We start from the raw sequence: 21333 nt of genomic DNA on the forward strand, positions 1-21333 counted from the left end.
AGACCAAATGGATGCCGTCGTCGAGACCCAAGGACATTATATCAGCGCCGACCCCTACGCCTGGCCCTATAACGGCGATTTGCGGCCCGACAATACGGCGCTGATCATCATCGACATGCAGACCGATTTCTGCGGCAAGGGCGGCTATGTCGATCACATGGGCTACGATCTCTCACTGGTCCAGGCGCCGATCGAGCCGATCAGGAAGGTTCTTTCGGCCATGCGCGCCAGCGGCTATCACATCATCCATACCCGCGAGGGGCATCGCCCCGATCTTGCCGACCTGCCGGCCAACAAGCGTTGGCGCTCGCAGCGCATCGGCGCGGGCATCGGCGACAGCGGCCCCTGCGGCCGCATCCTCGTCCGCGGCGAGCCGGGCTGGGACATCATTCCCGAGCTTTACCCGCTGGAAGGTGAGGTGATCATCGACAAGCCAGGCAAGGGTTCGTTCTGCGCCACTGATCTCGAACTCATCCTCAACCAGAAGCGGATCGAAAACATCATCCTGACCGGCATTACCACCGATGTCTGCGTCTCCACGACGATGCGCGAGGCGAACGATCGCGGCTTCGAATGCCTGCTCCTCGAAGACTGCTGCGGCGCGACCGACTATGGCAATCACTTTGCGGCCATCAAGATGGTCAAGATGCAAGGTGGCGTCTTCGGTTCCGTCTCCAATTCGACGGCTCTGATCGAGGCGCTGCCCTGATGCCATCGCTGCGCGCCCAGGTCTTTCGTATTCCGGCAGCCGGCCCTGACGACGTTTCAGGGGTGGAAGCGCTGATTGCCAGTGGCATTGCGCCGCGCAACATCGTGGCGGTCCTCGGCAAGACGGAGGGCAACGGCTGCGTCAACGATTTCACCCGCGGCTTTGCCACCCGCAGCTTCGAAACGCTCTTTCAGAAGCACGGTGTCGAGGGCGTCTCGCTTGTCATGTCGGGCGGCACGGAAGGCGCGCTATCACCGCATTGGACGATCTTCGCGCGGGAGATGGTGGACGCTCCGGCCGAGCGCTCGCTGGCGATCGGCGTTGCCCGCACGCCGTCCTTGCCGGCCCATCATCTGGGCCGACACGAACAGGTGCTGCTCGTTTCCGAAGGCGTGCGTAAGGCGATGCGCGATGCCGGTATTGACGATCCCCGCGACGTGCATTTCGTCCAGATCAAATGCCCACTCCTGACGCTTCGCCGCATCACCGAGGCGGAAGCGGGGGGCAAGACGCTTGCCACCCGCGATACGCTGAAATCCATGAGCCTGTCACGTGGAGCCTCGGCGCTCGGCGTCGCCGTAGCGCTTAACGAGATACGCACGGAGCAGATCAACGATGCCGATGTCTGCTCCCGCTTCGATCTCTTCTCTCGTTGCGCTTCGACATCGGCGGGCGTCGAACTGACCGACCACGAGATCATCGTCCTCGGCATGAGCTCGAAATGGTCCGGGCCTCTCTCGATCGAACACGCCGTCATGCAAGATGCGATCGATACGCTCTCGATCAGGAAAGCCTGGGAGCGGCTGCCGGAAAAGAGCAGGCTGGCAGCGGTTCTTGCCAAAGCCGAGCCTGATCCGTCCGGAAGCGTCGGTGGCAGGCGACATACGATGCTCGACGACTCCGATATTTCCGGCACGCGTCACGCCCGCGCCTTTGTCGGCGGCGTGCTTGCCGGCCTCTTCGGCATGACGGACATTTTCGTATCCGGCGGCGCCGAACATCAGGGTCCGCCTGGCGGCGGGCCCGTCGCAATTATCGTCGAAAAGGAGCCATGACGTGAGCATCGTGCGCGACACACCACTCCCGCAGGCCGGCAAAGCCGTCGGTATCGAAACGCTGGGCATGACCATGCGGTTCGGCAGTTTCACGGCGCTCGACAATGTGTCGGTCTCGATCCCGGCAGGCACGTTTCACGCGCTTCTGGGCGAGAACGGCGCCGGCAAGTCGACGCTCGTCAAATGCATCATGGGGTTCTATCAGGCGACCGCGGGATCGCTCTCGGTCGAAGGCCGCGAAGTCTCGGTCGCTTCGCCGAAAGACGCCGCCACCTATGGCCTCGGCATGGTCTATCAGCATTTTACTCTTGTGCCGTCGCTGACGGGCGCCGAGAACCTGGTCATTAGCCGCGCCGCAGTGCCCGCAATCATCAATTGGGCGAAAGAGCGCAAGGACTTGGCCGGCTTCATGGAGCGCATGCCATTCAATATCCCGCTCGACCGGCCCGTCAGCGAACTTGCGGCCGGTGAAAAGCAGAAGCTGGAGATCGTCAAGCAGCTCTATCTGGGCCGCAACTTCCTGGTGCTCGACGAGCCGACCTCTGTGCTGACGCCGGCGGAGGCGGGCGAGATGCTCGGCCTCGTGCGCGGCATGACCGAGCGCGGTGAGCTCACCGTGCTGATGATCAGCCACAAATTCCATGAGGTCACGAAATTCGCCGATGCTGTCTCCATCCTGCGTCGTGGCAAGCTGGTTGGATCAGGTAACGTCGGCGAACTATCGACATCTGAGATGGCCGCAAGGATGATCGGTGATGTCAAGCTTGCCGAACTCGACAACCGCGCGCCGATCAGCGAGGCCGCAAAGCCCGTTTTGATGGTCGAACAGGTCAAGGCGCCGGACCGCTCCGGTCTGAAAACCATTGAGATCGACAATCTGACGGTGCGGTCCGGCGAAATCGTCGGCATAGCCGGCATTTCGGGCAACGGTCAGAAGGAGCTCTCGGAGCTCCTTGCCGGCCAGCGTCCGACGGATGCCGGCCGCATCATGGTGAACGGCGAGGACTATGGTGCAACACGCCCCGAAACAAGAAAGAACAATGTCCGTTTCATTCCTGAGGAACCGCTGCAGAATGCCTGCGCCCCGAAGATGACGGTCAGCGAAAACCTCGCCTTCCGTACCTTCGATCTCAAGGAAGACGGCAAAGATGCGATCTGGCTGAATTCCGCCAAGATGAAGAAGCGCGCGACCACGCTGATTGCCGACTTCAAGGTGAAGACCGCTTCGTCATCCTCGCCGATTGCGGCACTTTCCGGCGGCAACGTCCAGCGTGCGGTGCTCGCACGCGAATTGACGGGCGAGGTCGATCTGTTGATCGTTTCCAACCCATGCTTCGGGCTCGATTTTTCCGCTGTCGCCGAAATCCGCGCCCGCATTATGCGCGCCCGCAATTCCGGAACCGCGGTGCTGCTGCTCTCAGAGGACCTGGACGAGCTGCTCGAAATGTCGGACCGCATCATGGTGATTTCGGAAGGCAAGCTCGTTTATGAGACACCGGCCCGCTCGGCCGATATTGGCGTCATCGGCGCTTACATGGCGGGACATCATTGATGACAAGCATCAAGGCAGAACCTTTCGCATTTCCGATGAAGCGCGATGCGCTCGCGCTCATCGTGATAGACATGCAGCGTGATTTCTCCGAACCCGGTGGCTTCGGCGCGAGCCTCGGCAATGATGTCGGCCGCATCACCAAGATCGTGCCCGACGTCAAACGCCTGATCCAGGGCTTTCGCGATGCCGACCTGCCGATCATCCACACGATGGAATGCCACAGGCCCGACATGTCGGACCTACCGCCCGCCAAGCGCAATCGCGGCAATCCATCGCTTCGGATCGGCGACGAGGGTCCGATGGGTCGCATCCTGATCGCAGGAGAGCCGGGAACTGCGATCCTTTCGGAACTCGCACCGGTCGACGGCGAGGTCGTCATCGAGAAACCCGGCAAAGGCGCGTTCTATGCGACCGAGCTTGGTGATGTCCTCAAGCAGAGGGGAATTCAGCAACTCGTCTTCGCAGGTGTCACGACGGAGGTCTGCGTCCAGACCACGATGCGCGAGGCCAATGACCGCGGCTATGAATGCCTTCTCTGCGAAGAGGCGACCGAGAGCTACTTCCCCGAATTCAAGTCGGTGGCCATTGCCATGATCCGCGCCCAGGGCGCGATCGTTGGTTGGACCGCCCATATCGATGACATATTGGAGGCGATCAATGCCTGAGACGAAGCGTACCCAGCTGACATCAGGCGGCTGGAAGGAACTTGCCTTCGCTCCCTTCCGCGGCAATGTCACCATTCACTGGATCCAGCCCTTTGTTGGCGATCAACCTGGCGTAGCGCTATTGAAATACGAGCCCGGCGCATCCGTTCCGCGGCACCGGCATGAGGGTCTTGAAACCATCCTGGTGCTCGAGGGTACCCAATCCGACGAGACCGGCGACTACGTCAAAGGCAGCTATATCGTCAATGCGGCCGGCACGGAGCATTCGGTCTGGAGCGATGAAGGCTGTGTCGTGCTGATCCAATGGGATCGGCCTGTCAAAATACTGGAAGAAGAAGCAGTATGAGAGCCGGACTACCCTTCGACATCGTCTCCCTCCACGAATTCTATAGGCAAGGTGGCACCGCAGCCGACATGATCGAGATGGTCTTCGCCCGCATTGGCGAGGTCGATGATCCCGGCATCTTCATTCACCTCGCGGACAAGCGGGACCTGCTTGCCCAGGCAGCCGTTCTCGGTGCCTTTGATCCGGCGGCAAAGCCGCTATGGGGCATTCCTTTCGCGGTCAAAGACAATATCGACGTCGCAGGCATGCCGACGACCGCCGCATGCCCGGACTATGCCTACGTGGCACAAAAGGATGCGACCGTTGTCCGTCTTTTGCGAGAGGCCGGAGCGTTAGCGATCGGCAAGACCAATCTCGATCAGTTCGCGACGGGCTTAGTCGGCGTGCGCTCGCCCTATCCTATCCCCCGCAACGCGATCGATCCGACGCTGGTGCCCGGCGGATCGAGCTCGGGATCGGCGGTCGCAACATCGCAAGGGATCGTCAGCCTTGCGCTCGGCACCGACACCGCCGGTTCGGGACGAGTTCCGGCCGGCCTGAACAATATTGTCGGCCTTAAGCCCAGCGTCGGCGCGCTCTCGACCTCAGGGGTCATTCCGGCCTGTCGCACGCTTGATTGTGTGTCCATCTTCGCCCTGACCGTCGACGATGCGTGGAAGGCATTTTCCATCGTTGCTCACTACGATGATGCCGATGCCTATTCGAAATCGATTCCGCGCGTCGGTTTCGGCGCGACGCCTCCGGTCCTGAAGATCGGCGTGCCCGCAAAGGCCGACCGGCAGTTTTTTGGTGATGATGCGATGGAGGCATCCTATGACGACGCCATCGCTGCCGTCGTGAAGCTCGGTCATCAGGTGATCGAGATTCCCTTCGGCAACTTTTACAAGGTTGCGAACTTGCTCTACGAGGGCGCTTGGGTGGCAGAGCGCTATGCCGCAGTGAAGGATTTCTTCGATATCACAGAGGAAAGCTTTCATCCGGTGACGCGAAAGATCTATGCCGGCGCAAAGACGCTATCGGCTGCTGACGCCTTCAACGGCCTGTATGCGCTGCAGGCACTAAAGCGAAGAGTCGCACCTGTCATCGACAGCGTCGACCTTTTCTGCGTTCCCACCGCACCGCGCCACTATACGCGCGCGGAGCTGGACGCGGAACCGATCCGCGAAAATTCCCGCCTCGGTACCTATACGAACTTCGTCAATCTGCTCGATATGTGCGGTATTGCCGTGCCGACCGGAACGCGATCCGATGGCCTACCGGCAAGCGTGACCTTGCTTGCCCGCTCCGGGCGCGATGGGCTCACAGCGGCGCTTGCCCGCGATATCCATCAGGCAAGCGGATTGACGCTTGGTGCAACGGGATGGCCGGCATCGCCGATCGCTTCATCCACCATTCCGAGTGACAGGCTGATCAATCTTGTCGTCGTCGGCGCTCATCTCTCCGGCATGCCGCTGAACGGCCAGCTTCGTGAACTCGATGCCCGTTTCTTATCCAAGGGTCGAACCTCGGCCTCCTATCGCCTTTACGAGCTTGCGGGGCAGCAGCCGGCCAAGCCCGGGCTGATCCGCGTAGAGGAAGACAAAGGCGGGGAGATCGAAGTCGAGATCTGGCAGCTGACGCCGGCTGCCTTCGGCCAGTTCGTCGCCGCTATCCCAGCCCCACTTGGCATCGGCACGATCAGTCTCGCCGACGGCACGGCAGCCAAGGGGTTTCTGGCGGAAGCGACTGCGCTCAAGGGAGCCCTCGATATCACGAGCCATGGGGGATGGCGTGCCTATGTCGAGGGCAAGCAGAGCGCCTTGAAGTTCGAGAGAACTGCCTCCTAGACGATCACTTACGGCTGACCCAAACCTAAGCGGTCGGTATCAGAGACGATGCCGGTTGATGGTTTTGTCATCTCGACGCATTCTGCAATCCGCACGCAAAAAGGCAGCGGCACGGGCACAAATTGATGATTTTCGAGTGGATCATCCTTGCCGTATCCATGTCTTGAATAGACCAAGAGGGGCAAGGCCATGGCGACGCCATTTTACTGGAACGAGTTGAACACCCTCGATTTCGCTGCCCTCTCGCCGGATACTACCATCGCCGACAGGTATAACCTCGAAAGGACGCTAAATGGTCGCGGACAAAATCGAATGTAGGAAAAGTGAGCCATTAGCAGCCCACAATGCCGCCTACCACCCAGAAATTGTAGAACCTTGGTGCATTGCCCTGCAACTCGCCGACTGAAGCATCCCGGAGGATCAGAGAGACAAGGCGGCGATCGATGGACCGTCGTGCCGGCCTTGACCAGATACGCGGACGAGGGCGTCGCCCATGTTAGGGGCCGTCTCCGGAAACTTCGGCGCGCCCGCCAAATCGTTGCGGGGACCTACGGGCAACACTCACGACCGATTCTGCGCGATGCCGTAGTTACGCGTGGCCAAGCGCCCAATCACGGTCTCGTAGCCGGCGAATAGCTTTCGGACATCCGGCTTCGACGGCGTGTATGGCTCGGAATACGGGCCGTTCGCGAACACCATCGCGGCGTTTCGTCATGTGTTTTCCAGAAAAAGATGGAGGCGCGCTGGCGGGCTGTAAGGTGGGGAGATTGGGGGTGGATGGCGCTGAGAGAGTTTGTTACGCGCCGAAAACATCCTTGATGAGGCAAGCCTAAAATGCGGGCTGTGCTGGTCGCCTAACGGGGGGAAGACAGCATGAAACCAGCGAACGACAACGAAAATCAACCGCCTATCGAAAGCCAATGGGCGAGTGCCGTGCTAGTGCTCACATGGCCGCTAGGCATTTTCGCCGTTGCACTCGGGTGCACATTTTTCGTGTAGCGGCTAGGCGGCAAGGTTCACGACAGTGTGGCGCGATCCAAGCGGATCGATCTTCTCGTCGATTTTGTCGTCTAGGCTCAAAGCCGCGTGATCCCTTTATCATCCAACCAATATCGCCACAGAGCCGTCCCGCAGGTGCGAGCGGAAACGCTGGGTCGGTGGATTTGGAATTCAAAAAGCTCGATCACGACGCTACGATAGACGTTGAGAGCTTGAGCGTTCGTGGCAAAGCAGGTGGCTTGGGCGGCCCAGGAGGACGCCGCGGACCGGCAGGCGCCGAAGGGTCGACTAGCAGGCTGTGTGGCGGCGCTGGCCGAAGCGGCTCACTGGGGAAGGAGGGCAGGCAAGGAGCGTCGGGATCATTTGGGGCCAGTGGTTTAGCCGCTGGCATACAAGTGAAGACTTCCACGGAAAATTTTCTGGCAAACGGCAGATTTCAATTCCCCGTTCAACCCTGACCCGGCGCATGGCGCCGGTGTTGCCCTGCTGTGATGAGGCATCGTGAAATGATCCCAGTTACGTCGACACACTTTGCGATCTCGCTGATGACCGAGCTGGTGCAGCGGAACAACGTGAATTTACCTTCTGCGGTCGATGCACTGGCGGGTGATCGATACGAGCGGGGTGACACGCACACTGGTGACATCCGACCGGCCCGAGCCGAGTATGGGGCCGTAGCTGAAGTCGGCGCTTGCCCCAAACCACAGCATCTCAGCTCTCCCCGCGAGGCGACCAAAGCTTTGGCGACCGCAATTGACGGGGCCAAGGACGGTATTGCCATTGTTTTCGTGAGGCCCGCTCTATTCGATTGCTGTGCTCATTGAGTCGACGCCGGCGATTTGTGCTGAGGCTGACAACCACCATCGATGTAAGATCGCTCGAGAGTGAAGCAACCATCGGGCGGCCCTCGCCGGCCAGGGCTAAGAAATCGGAGGGTCAACTCCGCCGCACTTTCCGCTAGCCCCATGGCAGCCAAGTTGTGCCGGGACCCAAACGGAAGAGCCTCCGCGATGACGGCTCGCCGGCGTGTGCACATTGATCGGACGGCTGCGCCGATCGCGTTCCGATCGCCCGGGACGCACAAGGCCAGCGGCAAGGAGCGGCGGCAAGTGGCGCCGATAAATCCTGCGGCCGTCGTATTGAGGAAAACGGCGGAGTTGTTGAGCCCGAGCACAATCGGAGCAATGTGCGGGACCTCCTGTTGACGGTGAATTTCCTTCTGCTGCGCTGGACCGGTGCGGAACAATGGATGAGCTCGGGCCTTGATCGATCTGGGACTCGAGGTACTGTTGATTTCCCCAGCCTACGGCAAGCGGCCTAAGAAGGTGTCGAGCGAGACGGTCCTCGGCAACCCTAGCTTATGCATCGATAATATGCCAAACATAGCCGCATACGCGCAAAAAGTGTCGAATTAAGCCATAATTTGCCAAAGCGGTCTTTTGCAAGGAAATCCCGTGGACAGGACTTATAGCAGCCGAGTTGATATCCTTCCCGCCCAGCGCAGGGCAATGATTTTGGAATGCCTGAGGACCAGAACTGCGGCGTCGATACAGGACCTCGCCATGGTGCTTGGCGCATCTCCATCCACCGTGCGCCGGGACCTGGATTATCTCACTGAGCGGGGCTACATCGAACGCACCCATGGCGGGGCGGTCATACCGAGCGCGCCGATGACTCGATTTGAGCCAGAAGCGTCGATTGCGGCCGAAACGTCTCGCCCACAAAAGGCTGCCATTGCGACTTTGGCGGCGAAACGACTGTCGCATGGGCAGTGCGTGCTGTTTGACGCAAGTTCAACTGTGCGAGAGGCGGCTCGCGTGATCAGTTCTCTGGATCTGCAATTGACCGCCGTCACCAATGATATTGCTTGTGCGCTCTTGCTTTCGAATTCTTCAACGATACACACAATCGTTACCGGAGGCGCTGTCCGGCCCGGATCGACCACGTTGGTCGGGCAGCCGGGCCAGGATTTTCTCAGCGGTATCCACGTGGACGTCGCATTTATTGGCGTGCATACAGTATCGGGACATAAATTCACGGAAACGTCGCTCGAAGTTGCAAATACGAAGAAATTGATGATCTCGGCTGCTCGAAAGGCGATCGTCCTCGCCGATTCCAGTAAGTTCGGTGATCATAGTTTTTGCGAGATCTGTTCGATCGACGCTGTCGACGAAATCATCACCGACGAGCAAATTTCAGCCAAGATACGCTCAGAGTACGAGAGCTCGGGTGTAAAGCTGACGATAGCCCCTGCCATAGAGGGCTGATCCCTGCACGCGACGAGCGGTGCAACTGTCGCAAGGGAATTGGGCGCCGAAGTGATCCATGCTCTTCAATGATGCAACCTGCTGCGCAGCAGAGGCAGCTCATGCTTTTTATTGATATTTTATGGTAGCTATTGACATAGTTTGAAGTTTTTTGCAAACTTCCTGCGGAGTATAGGAGGAGGCACGCAAACGACGTGTACCCGTTTTTCTGACGGGATAAGCGTTTTCCCGAAATAGAAGCTGACTCGCGGGAGAGTTTGTCCATTCGGGCAGGTGAGTCTGTTCGTGACGATTGGCTGACAATAGCTTCGTGAGTGGAAACCACTGGAAGCGCCGGCCTTTCCACCGGTCGTCGTCGATTATGGCGGGGAACATTCGGGGTTTTTTCTCCTGAAGTACGGTCAAGAGAGCGGTTGTGCATCGACGCTCAACGGAACAAGACACCGATACTGGGATTGCATTTCGCCTGCGTCGATCGCTGGATTTTTGCCTAAGCGAGGCTCTGCGCAAAATTTTATCTTAAACCTTGGGAGGATTGAATGCGGATATTGAATACTATCGGGCTAGTGGCACTGATCGGAGTGCTTGGGTCCGCACCGGCGTGGTGCGAGGAGAAGAAGGACCTGCCGCCGGAAGCGGCTGAATTGATGAAACCGTTGCCAATCTCGCCAACAGGCCAGAAGGTTCCCGGTTTTCCAGATGGCGCGCCGGCATCGTCGCCTGATGCTCTGAAACTTTCCGATGACGACATCGCTCAACTGAAGTCCAAGCATTTTACCGCCGGCATCGTGATGCACACGATGGACGCCGGCTGGCCGACGTTGCAGGTGGCTGGCATCAAATCGACGCTCAAGGACTATGGTATCGATGTGGTTGCCGTCACGGATGCCAAGTTTGAGCCGGGAAATCAAATTCGCGATCTGGAACAGATGATCGCGCGCAAGCCCGACGTAATTTTCTCGATCCCCATCGATCCCCAGAGCGAAGCAACGGCTTACAAGAAGGCTGCTGCAGCTGGCATAAAACTCGTTTTCATGGACAATGTCCCCGTCGATATGACGCCCGGCAAGGATTATCTCACCGTCGTCGCATCCGATAACGAGAAGAACGCTTATTATGCTGCGCAAGAGCTCGCCGCAGCAATCGGCGGCAAAGGCGAAGTCGGCGTCATCACGCTTGTCTATGATTATTACTATTCGGTCGCCGCTCGAAAGGCGGGTGCCCTGAAGGCATTTGCGGAACATCCCGATATCAAGGTTGCGGAGGTCGGTACTTTCACATCGCCGGAAAAGGCCTATGGCGTGGCGACCGCGATGTTGACGGCCCATCCCGACATGAAGGGCATTTTCGTGGCTTGGGATACGCCCGCACAGCAGGTGGTCGCAGCCGCAAAAACACTTGGCCGCAAGATCGTAATCACGACAAATGATATTGCGCAAGACAGCGCACTCAATGTGGCTCGTGGCGAATTTCTCGCTGTGGGCGCGCAGCGACCCTACGATCAGGGCGTGACTGAAGCCAAGGCGGCAGCAATCGGGCTGCTTGGCAAGGAGATCCCACCCTATATCGAAGTTCCGACGCTTCGCGTGAAAAAAGTTAATCTTCTCAGTGCTCTGGAATTGGTCACCAAGGAGCCGGCGCCAAGCTCCGTTCCAAAACTATGCAATGGCGAGTGCTACTGATCATCCCTCGGGGCTTTCGTTTATTGAACGACGGTCGGTCGATTGGCCGACCGTCGTCCGTCAGGTGGATTTGATGACATCAGCAGACAGTACCAGCGCATCTGGCAAAAGGGCCGAACATGGTCCAGCGATCGTGGAGATGCGCAATATCGTCAAGCGATTTGGCAACGCCGAGGTCCTGCGAAACGTCAGTCTGGACGTGCGCCGCGGCGAGGTACATGCCCTCCTCGGAGGAAACGGGGCTGGCAAATCGACGCTCATGAAAATTCTCATGGGTGTCTACCGCCCCGACGGCGGGCAGATTGTGATGGACGGCGAGGAGCTTGGCGGCGCGGGCGTCGCTGCTTCGCTTAGTCGTGGCGTAGCGATGATCTTTCAAGAGCTCAGCCTTCTTCCCAACCTGACCGTCGCCGAAAACATCTTCTTCGGGCGGGAACCGCTCAAGCCGGGTTTCAGGATCAATGGCCGCCTCATACGCCGCAACGCGGCGCAACTGCTTTCAGAGCACGGCTTCAAGCTTCCAGTCGACTCGCTTGTCGTTGATCTACCGTTCGCACAGAGGCAAATCGTCGAAATCGTGCGCGCCGCTTCGTTCGGCGCCCGCGTGATTATCATGGACGAGCCAACCTCGGCACTGACCGCTCTCGAAGAGGAGAAGCTGTTCGAGTTGATCCGCCGCCTGACCGCCCGTGGCATCGGGATCGTTTACATCAGCCATCGCATGGGCGAGATCATGCGCATTGCCGACCGGATCACCATCCTGCGCGATGGACACAGCAGGCCGCCAATCATGATCGCCGACGCCCGGATCGAAAACATTTCGGCCGAGATCAGTGGTCCAAGCAAGGCAATCGAACGCAAAGAACCGGCTGCCTCGCGACGCAGCATCGGCAGGGACGGCGAACCATCGCTGCGCGTCGAAAACCTGTCATCGGCGCGCACGCTGAAGAATGTATCCTTTGACATCCATCCAGGCGAGATCGTGGGGATCGCGGGGCTCGTCGGCTCAGGGCGGTCGACGCTCTGCAAGGCGCTTGCAGGTCTTCTGCCGGATGCCAGCGGCTCCGTCAAATTGGCTGGACGGCCGATCCACCTGGGCCGCCCACATGCGATCCTCGGGAACGGACTCGGGTTCGTTCCGGAAGACCGGCGCCTGGAAGGTCTGGTCCTGGACCACTCACTTGAGACAAATGTCGCGTTGCCCAATCTGTCGCGTTTGCGGTCGGGCGGAGGCCTGGGCCTGGTCATGCGCGCTCGCATCAGAGCGTTGTTCAACGACAGCGTCCGCGATCTCGCCCTTGTTGCCCGCGGGCCGACCCAGCATGCCAACGAGCTCAGCGGTGGCAACCAGCAAAAGGTGGTCGTGGCAAAGTGGCTGGCGGCCCGTCCGACCGTGCTCATCCTCGACGAACCGACATCAGGAGTGGATATCCGCGCCAAGGCGGAGATGGCAAACGCACTTCGGGCGGCCGTCGAACAATATGGACTCGCTATCCTTCTGGTGAATTCCGAACTCGATGAGATGACATCGCTCTGTGACCGCATTTTTGTGCTGGATCGCGGTCGTCTCGTCAACTCCGCCCCGCCCGGCGTGACCCCGAGCCAGCTCCAAGTGATGCTTCTGCAAGGTCCTGCCGCTATTCTCGATCTGGAGAGTGCTCATGCGTGAAACAACGCAAAATCAGGTTCAACTCGGCAAGCTTTCGCCAACGGTATTCCTGCGCGACCACGTCACATACGCGATCTTCGGGCTCGTCACATTGTATTTCGTCGTTGCGGCGCCAAGCTTTGCATCAATCGCAACGCTTGAGGCAATATTACGGATTACCGCTATCGTTTCGATCATGGCCGTTGGCATGACGTTCGTAATCATCAGCGCGGAAATTGATCTGTCGGTCGGATCCATGGCGAGCCTTTCAGGCATGATCGGAGCGATGTTGATTGAGGCAGGCGTACCTTGGGGAGCCGCTTTTGTGCTCACATTGGCCTTCGGCGCAGCCGTTGGCGCATTCTCCGGCTTGCTGGTTACCTTTCTTCGCATCCCTTCGTTCCTGGTAACACTTGGAATGCTCTCCGTGCTTTCGGGGGTTTCACTCACCTTGACCGACACCCGTCCTGTCCCAATTGTTTCGACCGGCTTCACAGACACGTTGTGGGACGGATCGATCGGGGCGGTACCCATGCCGATCGTATGGACCATCGTCGTTGCCGCCGTCGGCTACTATATCTTACATCTCACACCGATCGGTAGGCGGGTCTTTGCGACCGGCGGGAACGTCGTTGCCGCCCGATTTTCCGGTGTGCGGACGGACCGAATTAAACTCATGGCCTTCGTTCTGTCGGGTTTGACAGCATCGTTTGCAGGCCTGATGCTTGCAGCGCGAAGCACTGCCGGCAACCCAAGCCTCGGCGCCGGATTGGAACTCGATGTCATCGCGGCCGTCATCATTGGTGGAACGAGCCTGTTCGGCGGTCGCGGCAACATCATCGGTTCGGTCATCGGCGCGATCTTCATCGGTGTCGTCGGCTTCGGGCTTCTGGTCATGGGTTTTTCAACCTCGATTCAGGAAATCATCAAAGGCGGCATTATCATCGGCGCAGTCGCACTGGCACGGCGCTAATCGGGTGCGACCGCACGCGTGATAGCCGGTTTAGTAGAGCGATCCCAAATGCTTGGCCAAAATGGGGCGTGCGATCGAACTCAGGTGGCGGCTGCCTGCGGAGCGTGCAGCAGGCAGAACCAAAGTCTTGACACGCGACGACCGCACGCCGCCGAGGCTGTCCGATTTCATCCTCGGCCCGACCGGTCGATTTCGACAATTCGTGATGAGGTGGCGGACGGCTGTCACGAACGCGCGCCGAAAAGTTCATGCCAAAACGAGCGACGCGTCAAAATACTTCATAAAATTCCTAAAATTACCATTTCCTGCTTGCGCTGCCTGCGTTTGTTGATAGATTTTGACGGGTAACACAGAGGGGAGGGCCAGCTGTGTTGCCTGCCCTGCCGCTCTGCCGCGGCTGCGCACGATCACCGAAAATTGGAGGAAAGATTGAAAACGCTGTTTAAATTGCTTTTGGCTGGCGCTTTCGCCGCCGTGTCTGCATTTTCGGCCGCCTCAGCGGCAGAGAAAAAAATCGGCGTGGTCGTCCCGACGCTCGATGCTCAATTTTGGAATTCCTACGTTGATTTCATGAAAAAAGGCGCGGGCGAACTGGGTGTTGACCTTGTCGTTCTCAATGCCGACAACAAGCCGGACCAGATGGTGAAAAGTCTGGAGGATCTGGTCGCACAAGGCGTGGACGGGATTATTTTTACCCCATACTGGGCTACGGCCGTGCCGGGATTGACCCTCGCCAATCAGGCGAACATTCCGGTTATCCTGACCGACACCTATGCCGATTTTCCGCCGCAGACGGGACAATTCCCGAATTACGTCGCATTCATCGGTCCCAGCGATCGTGACGCAGGAAAGCAGATGGCGGAGGCACTTTTTGCCGCCCTGCAGCCCAGTCAGGACGGAAAGAAGCACATCGCCGTCGTGAACGGGACGTCCGGGACCTCGGTTGCGATCGATCGCCGCGCCGGATTGGAAGATGCGCTGAAGGAGCACCCGGAAGTTGTCGTTGCCGGAGAAGTTGACGGTAATTTCGTTCGGGACACGTCGCAAACTGTTTTTGAAAGTCTGTGGCAGGGACATCCCGAAGTCCAGGGTGTTTGGGCTGCCAACGGAGGCACGGCGACCGGCGTCATGGCAGCGATCACCTCAGCCGGCAAGACACCCGGAAAGGACATCATCGTGGTCGGCATGGACCTCAATCCGGAAAATGTGGATGCGGTCGAACAGGGAAAGCTGCTGTTTGACATCGGCGGCCATTGGCTGCAGGGAGGCTTCGCGCTCGTGACCATGTACGATTATCTCAATGGCCACAAGGTTTCGCCCGAGAATGCGAACATCAAGCTGAAGCTCTTGCCGCTTACCCGCGATCGGGTTGCGCAGTTCCGGACAGATTTCCCCGGCGGCGTTCCTGCCTACGACTTCAAGGCTCATTCGCTGACCTTCAGTAAGGATGCGAAAAGCGCCGTGTTTGAAATGAAGTACAGCAAGTAAAACAGCACGGGCCGGGGGGCGGCGAGGTCGCATCGTGCCCCCCGACTTTGAGGTGGATCCCGCGAAAGAGGTTTTCATGCTGTCTGCCCAGAATATGTCCAAAACATTTGGTGCAGCCAAAGCCTTGGAGGGCGTGTCTGCCGAAATCGGATCTGGCGAAGTCGTGTCGCTCGTCGGTGAGAATGGCGCTGGCAAGTCCACTCTGCTGAAAGCGCTCGGTGGTGTCTTCCCGTGGGACTCGGGAGCGGTCATGCTGGATGGCCAGCCTTACGCACCTGTCAATCTCGCTGACGCAGAAACAAGAGGCGTGGCTCTCGTATTTCAGGAACTCAATGTAAACAGATCTTTGAGCATTGCGGAAAACGTGATGCTGGGAAGACTTCGCAACTACCGCAGGTTCGGCTTTCTCGATACACGCCGCCTGAATTCGGACGCACAGGCGATTCTCGAGCGCATTGGCGCAGGTATCTCGACGTCAACCGACATCAATGATCTCAATCTCGGCCAGCTGAAGATTGTCGAAGTCGCCAGAGCTCTGGCCGCCGATCCGCGCTTTGTGTTTTTTGACGAATCGACAGCATTCCTCAACAATCGCGAGTCGCGCCAGCTGCTTGCGGTAATCGACAATTTGCGGAAGCAGAAGCTAGGTATCGCATTTGTCTCTCACCATTTGAATGAAGTTTTTTCCATTTCCGATCGTCTGGTGGTTCTGAAGGACGGACGGCTTGTCGGCAGCTTTCTGGCAGCCGGCATGACGGAAGCGCATCTGCATGGCCTGATGGTCGGCCGTGAGTTCGATGGCAGGATTTTCCCCCCGAAGACCATGGAGACCGGAGAGCCGCGCTCGGCGATAACGCTGGAAGAGGTTGTTGGGGCAGGAGGGCTTGGCCCGATTTCGCTTGATGTGAAGGCCGGTCGTATTGTTGGCATTGGCGGGATCAAGGGCTCGGGCGGCGATTTGTTGCTCCAGACCATCATGGGGATCGGAGACGTCATCTCCGGAACGATGTCGCTTGAGGGAAAGGCTTTTCGGCCGCGCAACCCGAAGGATGCCTGGCATCATGCGATTGCCTACGTCCCCGGCGACCGAACAGGCGAAGGACTGATCTCGGAGTTTGCGATCGAAGAGAACCTGACATTGTCGGCGCGTCCGGTCAAAGCAGGGATATTCGTTGATCGCAGCCGCGGCGGGATTATCACCAGCGAGATGTTATCCAAACTCAAGATCAAGACGTCAGATCAATCGCAGGCGACATCGACGCTCAGCGGCGGAAACATGCAAAAAGTGGTCCTCGGCAAGTGCTTGGCGACGAGGCCGCGGCTTCTTCTCCTCGACAACCCCACCCGCGGCGTGGATGTGGGCGCGAAAGCAGAAATCTACCGGCATATTCGTAGCCTTGCAGATGATGGCATGACGATCCTGATGGTAACCGAGGACCTCGGCGAGCTTATCGGCATGGCGGATGAGATTATTGTGACACGCAAAGGCCAGATTTCGTGTCGGTTCGAAGTCGGGCAGAAGCCCTCGGAGGAGGAGGTGGTGAAGTGGATGATGTAGCAGAATCGGCCCCGTCGACGAAAGTCACGAGATCATTCCTCAATGTGCGAAACCTGCGAAATTTTTTCCCGATCTTGCTCCTGTTGTCCCTGAGCGTGGCGTTCGCGCTTTCCTCCGACAGGTTCCTGACGGTCAACAACGGCCTGATTGTCCTTCAGCAGAGCACTGTCCTGATCGTGGTCTCTCTGGCGATGACGTTTGTCATCGTGGCGGGATCCATCGACCTGTCGGTTGGCTCCACGGTCGCGCTCAGCGCTCTCGCAACGGCGGCGACCTCGGGCAGCCTGGGGGCTTTTGCGCTGGTGCCAGGCGTTCTTGTCGGCATCTGCTGCGGCCTTCTCAACGGACTGCTGTTTGCCTATGGAAAAATTCCGTCGTTTATCGTTACGCTCGGCACATTGGTCATTTATCGCGGTGTTGTGCTTCTGTTCACCAAGGGCGCACCGGTTTCGATTTCAAACGCCGACTTCCTGCTGGTCTACACAACCAGAACTTTCGGGGTGCCGAACACCGTTCTGATCGCCATCGCCGCTCTGGTGTTGGTGACGATCATTTTCAATCAAACGGTATTCGGTCGCGAGGTCCGGGCTGTTGGGGGCGGTGAGCGGGTCGCGCTGCTCAGTGGAATTCCCGTTAACTCGGTCAAGCTTGGTGTCTTTGTCCTCTGCGGCGCGCTTTGCGGCTTGGCAGGCCTGCTGCAGGCGTCAAGAACGATGGCTGCGACTGCGCAGCTCGCTGAAGGATTGGAACTCGACGTCATCGCTGCTGTGGTGGTCGGAGGCACGCCGCTGACCGGCGGCATCGGCAAGATCCGTGGAACGGTATTGGGCGTCCTGATCATCGCGATCCTGTCGAACGGGATGAATATGATCGGGATGGATCCGTATTTGCAAAACATCATCAAAGGTGCCGTCTTGATCGTGGCCGTCTTTCTGACGATCGACAGATCAAAGATCCTCATCATCAAGTGAGATGACGGCACGACAACGGCAGGCACTTGGATGTTGGCAGTCGGTAGCAGCTGCTACGACCGCTGTCATCCGACAGGATTGACGACGCTGATGGCGGCGTTGCTGGAGAAGAAATGATTGGAGGGAGGATGTCCATGAATACAAATCTGATGTTGATCGGTGGCGAACGGATTGCCGGCAACGGCGGCTCGCGCGACGTTTTCAACCCGACGACCGGCCAAGTTTTCGCGAGTATCAGCGAGGCAAGCAAAGCGCAGGTCGACGATGCAGTATCGGCGGCTCGCGCAGCGCAGCCGCATTGGGCGGCGATGGCGCCGCTGGAACGTGCGGCGATCATGCACAGGATTTCGGCGCTGATCTCCGAAAATGCCGAGGAGCTCGCGCGGATAGTGGTGCAGGAGCAGGGAAAGCCGATCAACGAGGCAAGAGGGGAGGTCGCCGGAGCTGCAGGTTTCTTCTCCTACTATGCGGAATTTGCCAGGCGCATCCAGGGGGAAATCCTGCCGTCGGATGCCAGGGGCGAACAGATCTGGATCCAGCGGGTCCCCGTCGGCGTCGTCGCGGCCATTATCCCGTGGAATTACCCCGCCGCGTTGGTCAGCCGCAAGGTCGCTCCGTCCATGATAGCCGGCAATACCATCGTTCTGAAGCCGCATGAGGAAACACCTTTGTCGGCTTTGTACATGGGAAAGCTGTTTATGGACGCGGGAGTGCCAGCCGGCGTTATCAATATCGTAACGGGAGCAGGCGCGGAGATCGGCGAAGCCTTGACCTCCCATGCGGACGTGGATCTCATTACGATGACAGGCAGCGTTCCGACGGGAAAGCGGATCATGGCGACCGCCGCGAACAATCTTGTTCCTGTCTCGCTTGAGCTTGGAGGCAAGGCACCGTTCATCGTAATGGACGACTGCGATATTGATCTCGCAGTGCGCTCAGCTGTCACGTCTCGCTACATGAATTGTGGCCAGGTCTGCATTTGCAACGAGCGCACGCTGGTGCATGAGCGGGTCTACGACCAATTCGTCGAAAAGTTCGTAGCGGCAAGCCGCGCGCTGCGGTTGGGAGATCCTCTTTCTGAACAGACCGATCTCGGACCGAAGGTTTCGCAACGCGAACTCGAAAAGGTCGAACGGATCGTCGAGGCGGCAATCAAGGAAGGTGCTGAGCCCCTGCTGCAAGGTGGGCGTCCAGAGACCCCGCCGGTGAAGGGCGGTTACTGGATGACACCGACCGTCCTGACCGGCGTGAAACCGAGCATGGCCATTATGCAAGACGAGATTTTCGGGCCTGTCGTCCCGGTCATGAGGGTGGAGAGCTTTGATGAGGCGCTTTCGGTTGCGAACGACAGCCGCTATGGCCTGTCCGCCTACCTCTTCACCAATGATTTCGCAAAAATCATGCGGGCCGTGAACGACATCAATTTCGGTGAAGTCTACATCAATCGCGTTGGGCCGGAATCCCTGCAAGGCTTCCACAACGGCTATCGCAACAGCGGCCTGGGCGGCGACGATGGAATCCATGGTCTTGAAGCGTTTCTCAGGAAGAAAACCGTGTATGCGAATTACTCCGGAACGTCACCGGTAGCGCTGATGCCTTACGCGGAATAGTCCGGCTACCAAAATTCTGGCGCGCGTCGGGATGATCGACGCGACGGGGTGCGTCCGCTCGATGCGCCTCGTCAGGATTGTTTTGCGGCGCGGAAGATCGACAGGATTGGTCAATGCGAGATCATGGGCGGCTGTCGCAATTATGTTGCCGGGGAAATCGAGGACGAGGACTCGAATGATCTATAGCGTTGAAGAGAGCATCAGGCGGATTGTCGCAAGGTCTCGCGTGGCCGATCCACGCGAGACCTTTGCCTTCGCCGCCGGCCGATGCACCGTGCGTTATGCCAGGGAGGCGACGGCCTGTGCGCACATGTATGTTGGACGCCAACATGCGTAATCGCTGGCTAGTCGTCGCCGACGACCTGATCGATACCGCAAATTGTGCCGTCGCTTTTCGAAGACGAGGATTTGGCGCGGCCGTGAGTTGGGCCTCAACAGGCGAGCCCAATTTCGCAGAAAGTTCCGTTTTTTCATTTCATGTCGACAGTGGCTGCATGCGCGCATCCGCGGCAACAAAGCGCCATGAGCAGGCGCTTGCCGAGTATCTAGTCGCGGGCCGCATGATGTTCAAAAAAATCGATTCCACCATGAAAGGGCAGCCCGCGGCGGACATCGCACCCACCCCCTTGCCTCACGCCTCAAGGCCATAAGAACGGAAGGACGTTTTTGATGAACCGCCCCACCATAGCCATCACGATGGGAGATCCTTCCGGGATTGGACCAGAAATCGTCATGAAAGCACTTGCTCAGTCGGTTGTCCATGAAATGTGCCGCCCATTCGTCGTTGGCGACGCTTCCCGCCTGCGACAGGCCGCATCGATCCTAGCAATCGATCTTCCGGTGATCGCGCTTCAATCCCCTGAATGCATCGATTTCAACCCGCGTGCGGTTCATTGCGTCGATCTGAACATCGTTGCAGACAGTCTTCCTTTCGGCAAAGTCTCGGCTCAAGCGGGGGAGGCCGCATTTCGCTATATCGAGAAGGCGGTCGCCCTCGTCCAGGCCGGCGCCGCACAAGCCATATGCACGGCCCCGTTATCAAAGGAAGCTCTTCATGCTGCAGGGCACAAATATCCCGGCCATACGGAATTGCTCGCCTATCTCACCGGCACCCCCGAAGTCTCGATGATGCTGGTATCGCCAAAGCTGCGCGTCATTCATGTGACCACCCATATTGGGCTCATTGACGCCATCGCCAAGATCGAGCCGGCTTTGGTGGAGCGCGTTATTGCAAGGGGGCATGATGTCCTCGAGAAAGCCGGGTATACTAATCCTAAAATCGGCGTTTGCGCCATCAATCCCCATGCAGGAGAAAACGGGCTCTTCGGGCGTGGCGAGGAGGCAGAGAAAATCGCGCCGGCAGTGCGCCGCTGCCAAGCCAGAGGGTGGGACGTCCGCGGGCCACTTCCTGCTGACACGCTGTTCTTCCTCGCCGGTCGAGGTGACTTCGACATCGTCGTTGCGATGTATCACGATCAGGGACACGGTCCGATCAAGGTCCTGGGGCTGGAAGCAGGCGTCAATATAACTGTCGGCCTGCCAGTTATCCGAACATCGGTCGATCATGGCACTGCTTTCGACATTGCAGGCAAAGGCATTGCCGACGAGCGGAGCCTCGTTGAAGCAATCCGTCAAGCAGTGGAACTCGCACCAAAGGGGATCATCTCCTAGAGGATGGTGTTGTCTTCAGGGCGAGCCTAGAGCGCATTGACATTCGGTACGGAGTCGGGCCTTGGTCTACTAGTCTGGACCTCCGACTCAATGAATTTGCAATGTTTGTCACATTTGGTTCTGACTCAGGCATCCGCCCGCTAGATATTCGCCAAGACCTCAGAAATGACGGAAAATTTCACGGCCTGCCACCGTCTATAGTGGAGCACCAGCTTCGCCGAAATCCAGCAGTCTCCGCTCTTTTTGGCGGCCTCCCATCCCAGTAGCCCCTTAGACTGCGCAGCCGTCAGCAATCTGCCGGCATGGCTGCGGG

At 58.6% G+C, this 21333-nt stretch carries 17 protein-coding genes and 1 pseudogene; 16 read left to right on the forward strand and 2 right to left on the reverse strand.

From position 1 onward, the window contains the following. The first annotated feature begins 7 nt into the window (after positions 1 to 7). The 6 genes from FHT86_RS37305 to atzF are packed head-to-tail and all read left to right on the forward strand — an operon-like array spanning position 8 to position 6153. Entirely contained in the window at positions 8 to 709 is a 702-nt protein-coding gene (locus FHT86_RS37305) for a cysteine hydrolase family protein (RefSeq protein ID WP_133704782.1), read from the forward strand. Further along, a complete protein-coding gene (locus tag FHT86_RS37310; RefSeq protein ID WP_133704781.1) occupies positions 709 to 1764 on the forward strand; it encodes a ring-opening amidohydrolase in 1056 nt (351 codons plus the stop codon). Before FHT86_RS37305 ends, FHT86_RS37310 begins: the two co-directional genes overlap by 1 nt. 1 nt (position 1765) lies before the next feature. Then, on the forward strand, positions 1766 to 3316 hold the full coding sequence (locus tag FHT86_RS37315) for an ABC transporter ATP-binding protein (protein ID WP_133704780.1): 1551 nt from the start codon (positions 1766 to 1768) through the stop codon (positions 3314 to 3316). Continuing rightward, positions 3316 to 3981: a cysteine hydrolase family protein gene (locus FHT86_RS37320; protein ID WP_133704779.1), complete on the forward strand. Its 666-nt coding sequence runs from the start codon at positions 3316 to 3318 to the stop codon at positions 3979 to 3981. Before FHT86_RS37315 ends, FHT86_RS37320 begins: the two co-directional genes overlap by 1 nt. Continuing rightward, a complete protein-coding gene (locus tag FHT86_RS37325; RefSeq protein ID WP_133704778.1) occupies positions 3974 to 4327 on the forward strand; it encodes a cupin domain-containing protein in 354 nt (117 codons plus the stop codon). The genes FHT86_RS37320 and FHT86_RS37325 overlap by 8 nt, the downstream gene beginning before the upstream one ends. After that, complete coding sequence (gene atzF, locus FHT86_RS37330) at positions 4324 to 6153, forward strand: allophanate hydrolase (protein WP_133704777.1); 1830 nt, start codon at positions 4324 to 4326, stop codon at positions 6151 to 6153. Before FHT86_RS37325 ends, atzF begins: the two co-directional genes overlap by 4 nt. 8 nt (positions 6154 to 6161) lie before the next feature. Here the strand turns inward: atzF and FHT86_RS37335 are convergent, their stop codons facing one another. Next, positions 6162 to 6344: a hypothetical protein gene (locus tag FHT86_RS37335; protein WP_133704776.1), complete on the reverse strand. Its 183-nt coding sequence runs from the start codon at positions 6342 to 6344 to the stop codon at positions 6162 to 6164. A gap of 1386 nt (positions 6345 to 7730) precedes the next feature. Then, positions 7731 to 7862, reverse strand: coding sequence for a hypothetical protein (locus tag FHT86_RS38570; protein WP_281413769.1), 132 nt, complete (start codon positions 7860 to 7862; stop codon positions 7731 to 7733). A 744-nt stretch (positions 7863 to 8606) separates the two neighbouring features. On the opposite strand from FHT86_RS38570, the gene FHT86_RS37340 reads away from it, so the two are divergent. The 10 genes and pseudogenes from FHT86_RS37340 to pdxA all read left to right on the forward strand — a co-directional run bounded on the left by FHT86_RS37340 (position 8607) and on the right by pdxA (position 21020). Beyond that, a complete protein-coding gene (locus FHT86_RS37340; protein ID WP_133704775.1) occupies positions 8607 to 9419 on the forward strand; it encodes a DeoR/GlpR family DNA-binding transcription regulator in 813 nt (270 codons plus the stop codon). Positions 9420 to 9958: 539 nt separating this feature from the next. After that, on the forward strand, positions 9959 to 11101 hold the full coding sequence (locus tag FHT86_RS37345; protein ID WP_133704774.1) for a substrate-binding domain-containing protein: 1143 nt from the start codon (positions 9959 to 9961) through the stop codon (positions 11099 to 11101). 73 nt (positions 11102 to 11174) lie between these two features. Next, entirely contained in the window at positions 11175 to 12770 is a 1596-nt protein-coding gene (locus tag FHT86_RS37350) for a sugar ABC transporter ATP-binding protein (protein ID WP_166656698.1), read from the forward strand. Beyond that, a pseudogene (locus tag FHT86_RS37355) lies at positions 12763 to 13641 on the forward strand (ABC transporter permease); the annotation flags it as partial. The gene FHT86_RS37350 and the pseudogene FHT86_RS37355, both read left to right, overlap by 8 nt. 510 nt (positions 13642 to 14151) lie before the next feature. Then, positions 14152 to 15210, forward strand: coding sequence for an ABC transporter substrate-binding protein (locus FHT86_RS37360; RefSeq protein ID WP_166656697.1), 1059 nt, complete (start codon positions 14152 to 14154; stop codon positions 15208 to 15210). A 76-nt stretch (positions 15211 to 15286) separates the two neighbouring features. Continuing rightward, complete coding sequence (locus tag FHT86_RS37365) at positions 15287 to 16768, forward strand: sugar ABC transporter ATP-binding protein (protein ID WP_133704770.1); 1482 nt, start codon at positions 15287 to 15289, stop codon at positions 16766 to 16768. Beyond that, entirely contained in the window at positions 16756 to 17739 is a 984-nt protein-coding gene (locus FHT86_RS37370; RefSeq protein WP_133704769.1) for an ABC transporter permease, read from the forward strand. The genes FHT86_RS37365 and FHT86_RS37370 overlap by 13 nt, the downstream gene beginning before the upstream one ends. Positions 17740 to 17873: 134 nt before the next feature. Then, complete coding sequence (gene aldA, locus FHT86_RS37375; RefSeq protein WP_246779849.1) at positions 17874 to 19349, forward strand: aldehyde dehydrogenase; 1476 nt, start codon at positions 17874 to 17876, stop codon at positions 19347 to 19349. Positions 19350 to 19678: 329 nt separating this feature from the next. Further along, positions 19679 to 19999, forward strand: coding sequence for a four-carbon acid sugar kinase family protein (locus FHT86_RS37380; RefSeq protein WP_166656696.1), 321 nt, complete (start codon positions 19679 to 19681; stop codon positions 19997 to 19999). 19 nt (positions 20000 to 20018) lie between these two features. Next, positions 20019 to 21020, forward strand: coding sequence for a 4-hydroxythreonine-4-phosphate dehydrogenase PdxA (pdxA, locus tag FHT86_RS37385; RefSeq protein ID WP_133704766.1), 1002 nt, complete (start codon positions 20019 to 20021; stop codon positions 21018 to 21020). The last annotated feature ends 313 nt before the right edge of the window (positions 21021 to 21333 follow it).

The sequence above is a fragment of the Rhizobium sp. BK313 genome (assembly GCF_014193655.1).
In the GTDB taxonomy this organism is placed as follows: domain Bacteria; phylum Pseudomonadota; class Alphaproteobacteria; order Rhizobiales; family Rhizobiaceae; genus Rhizobium.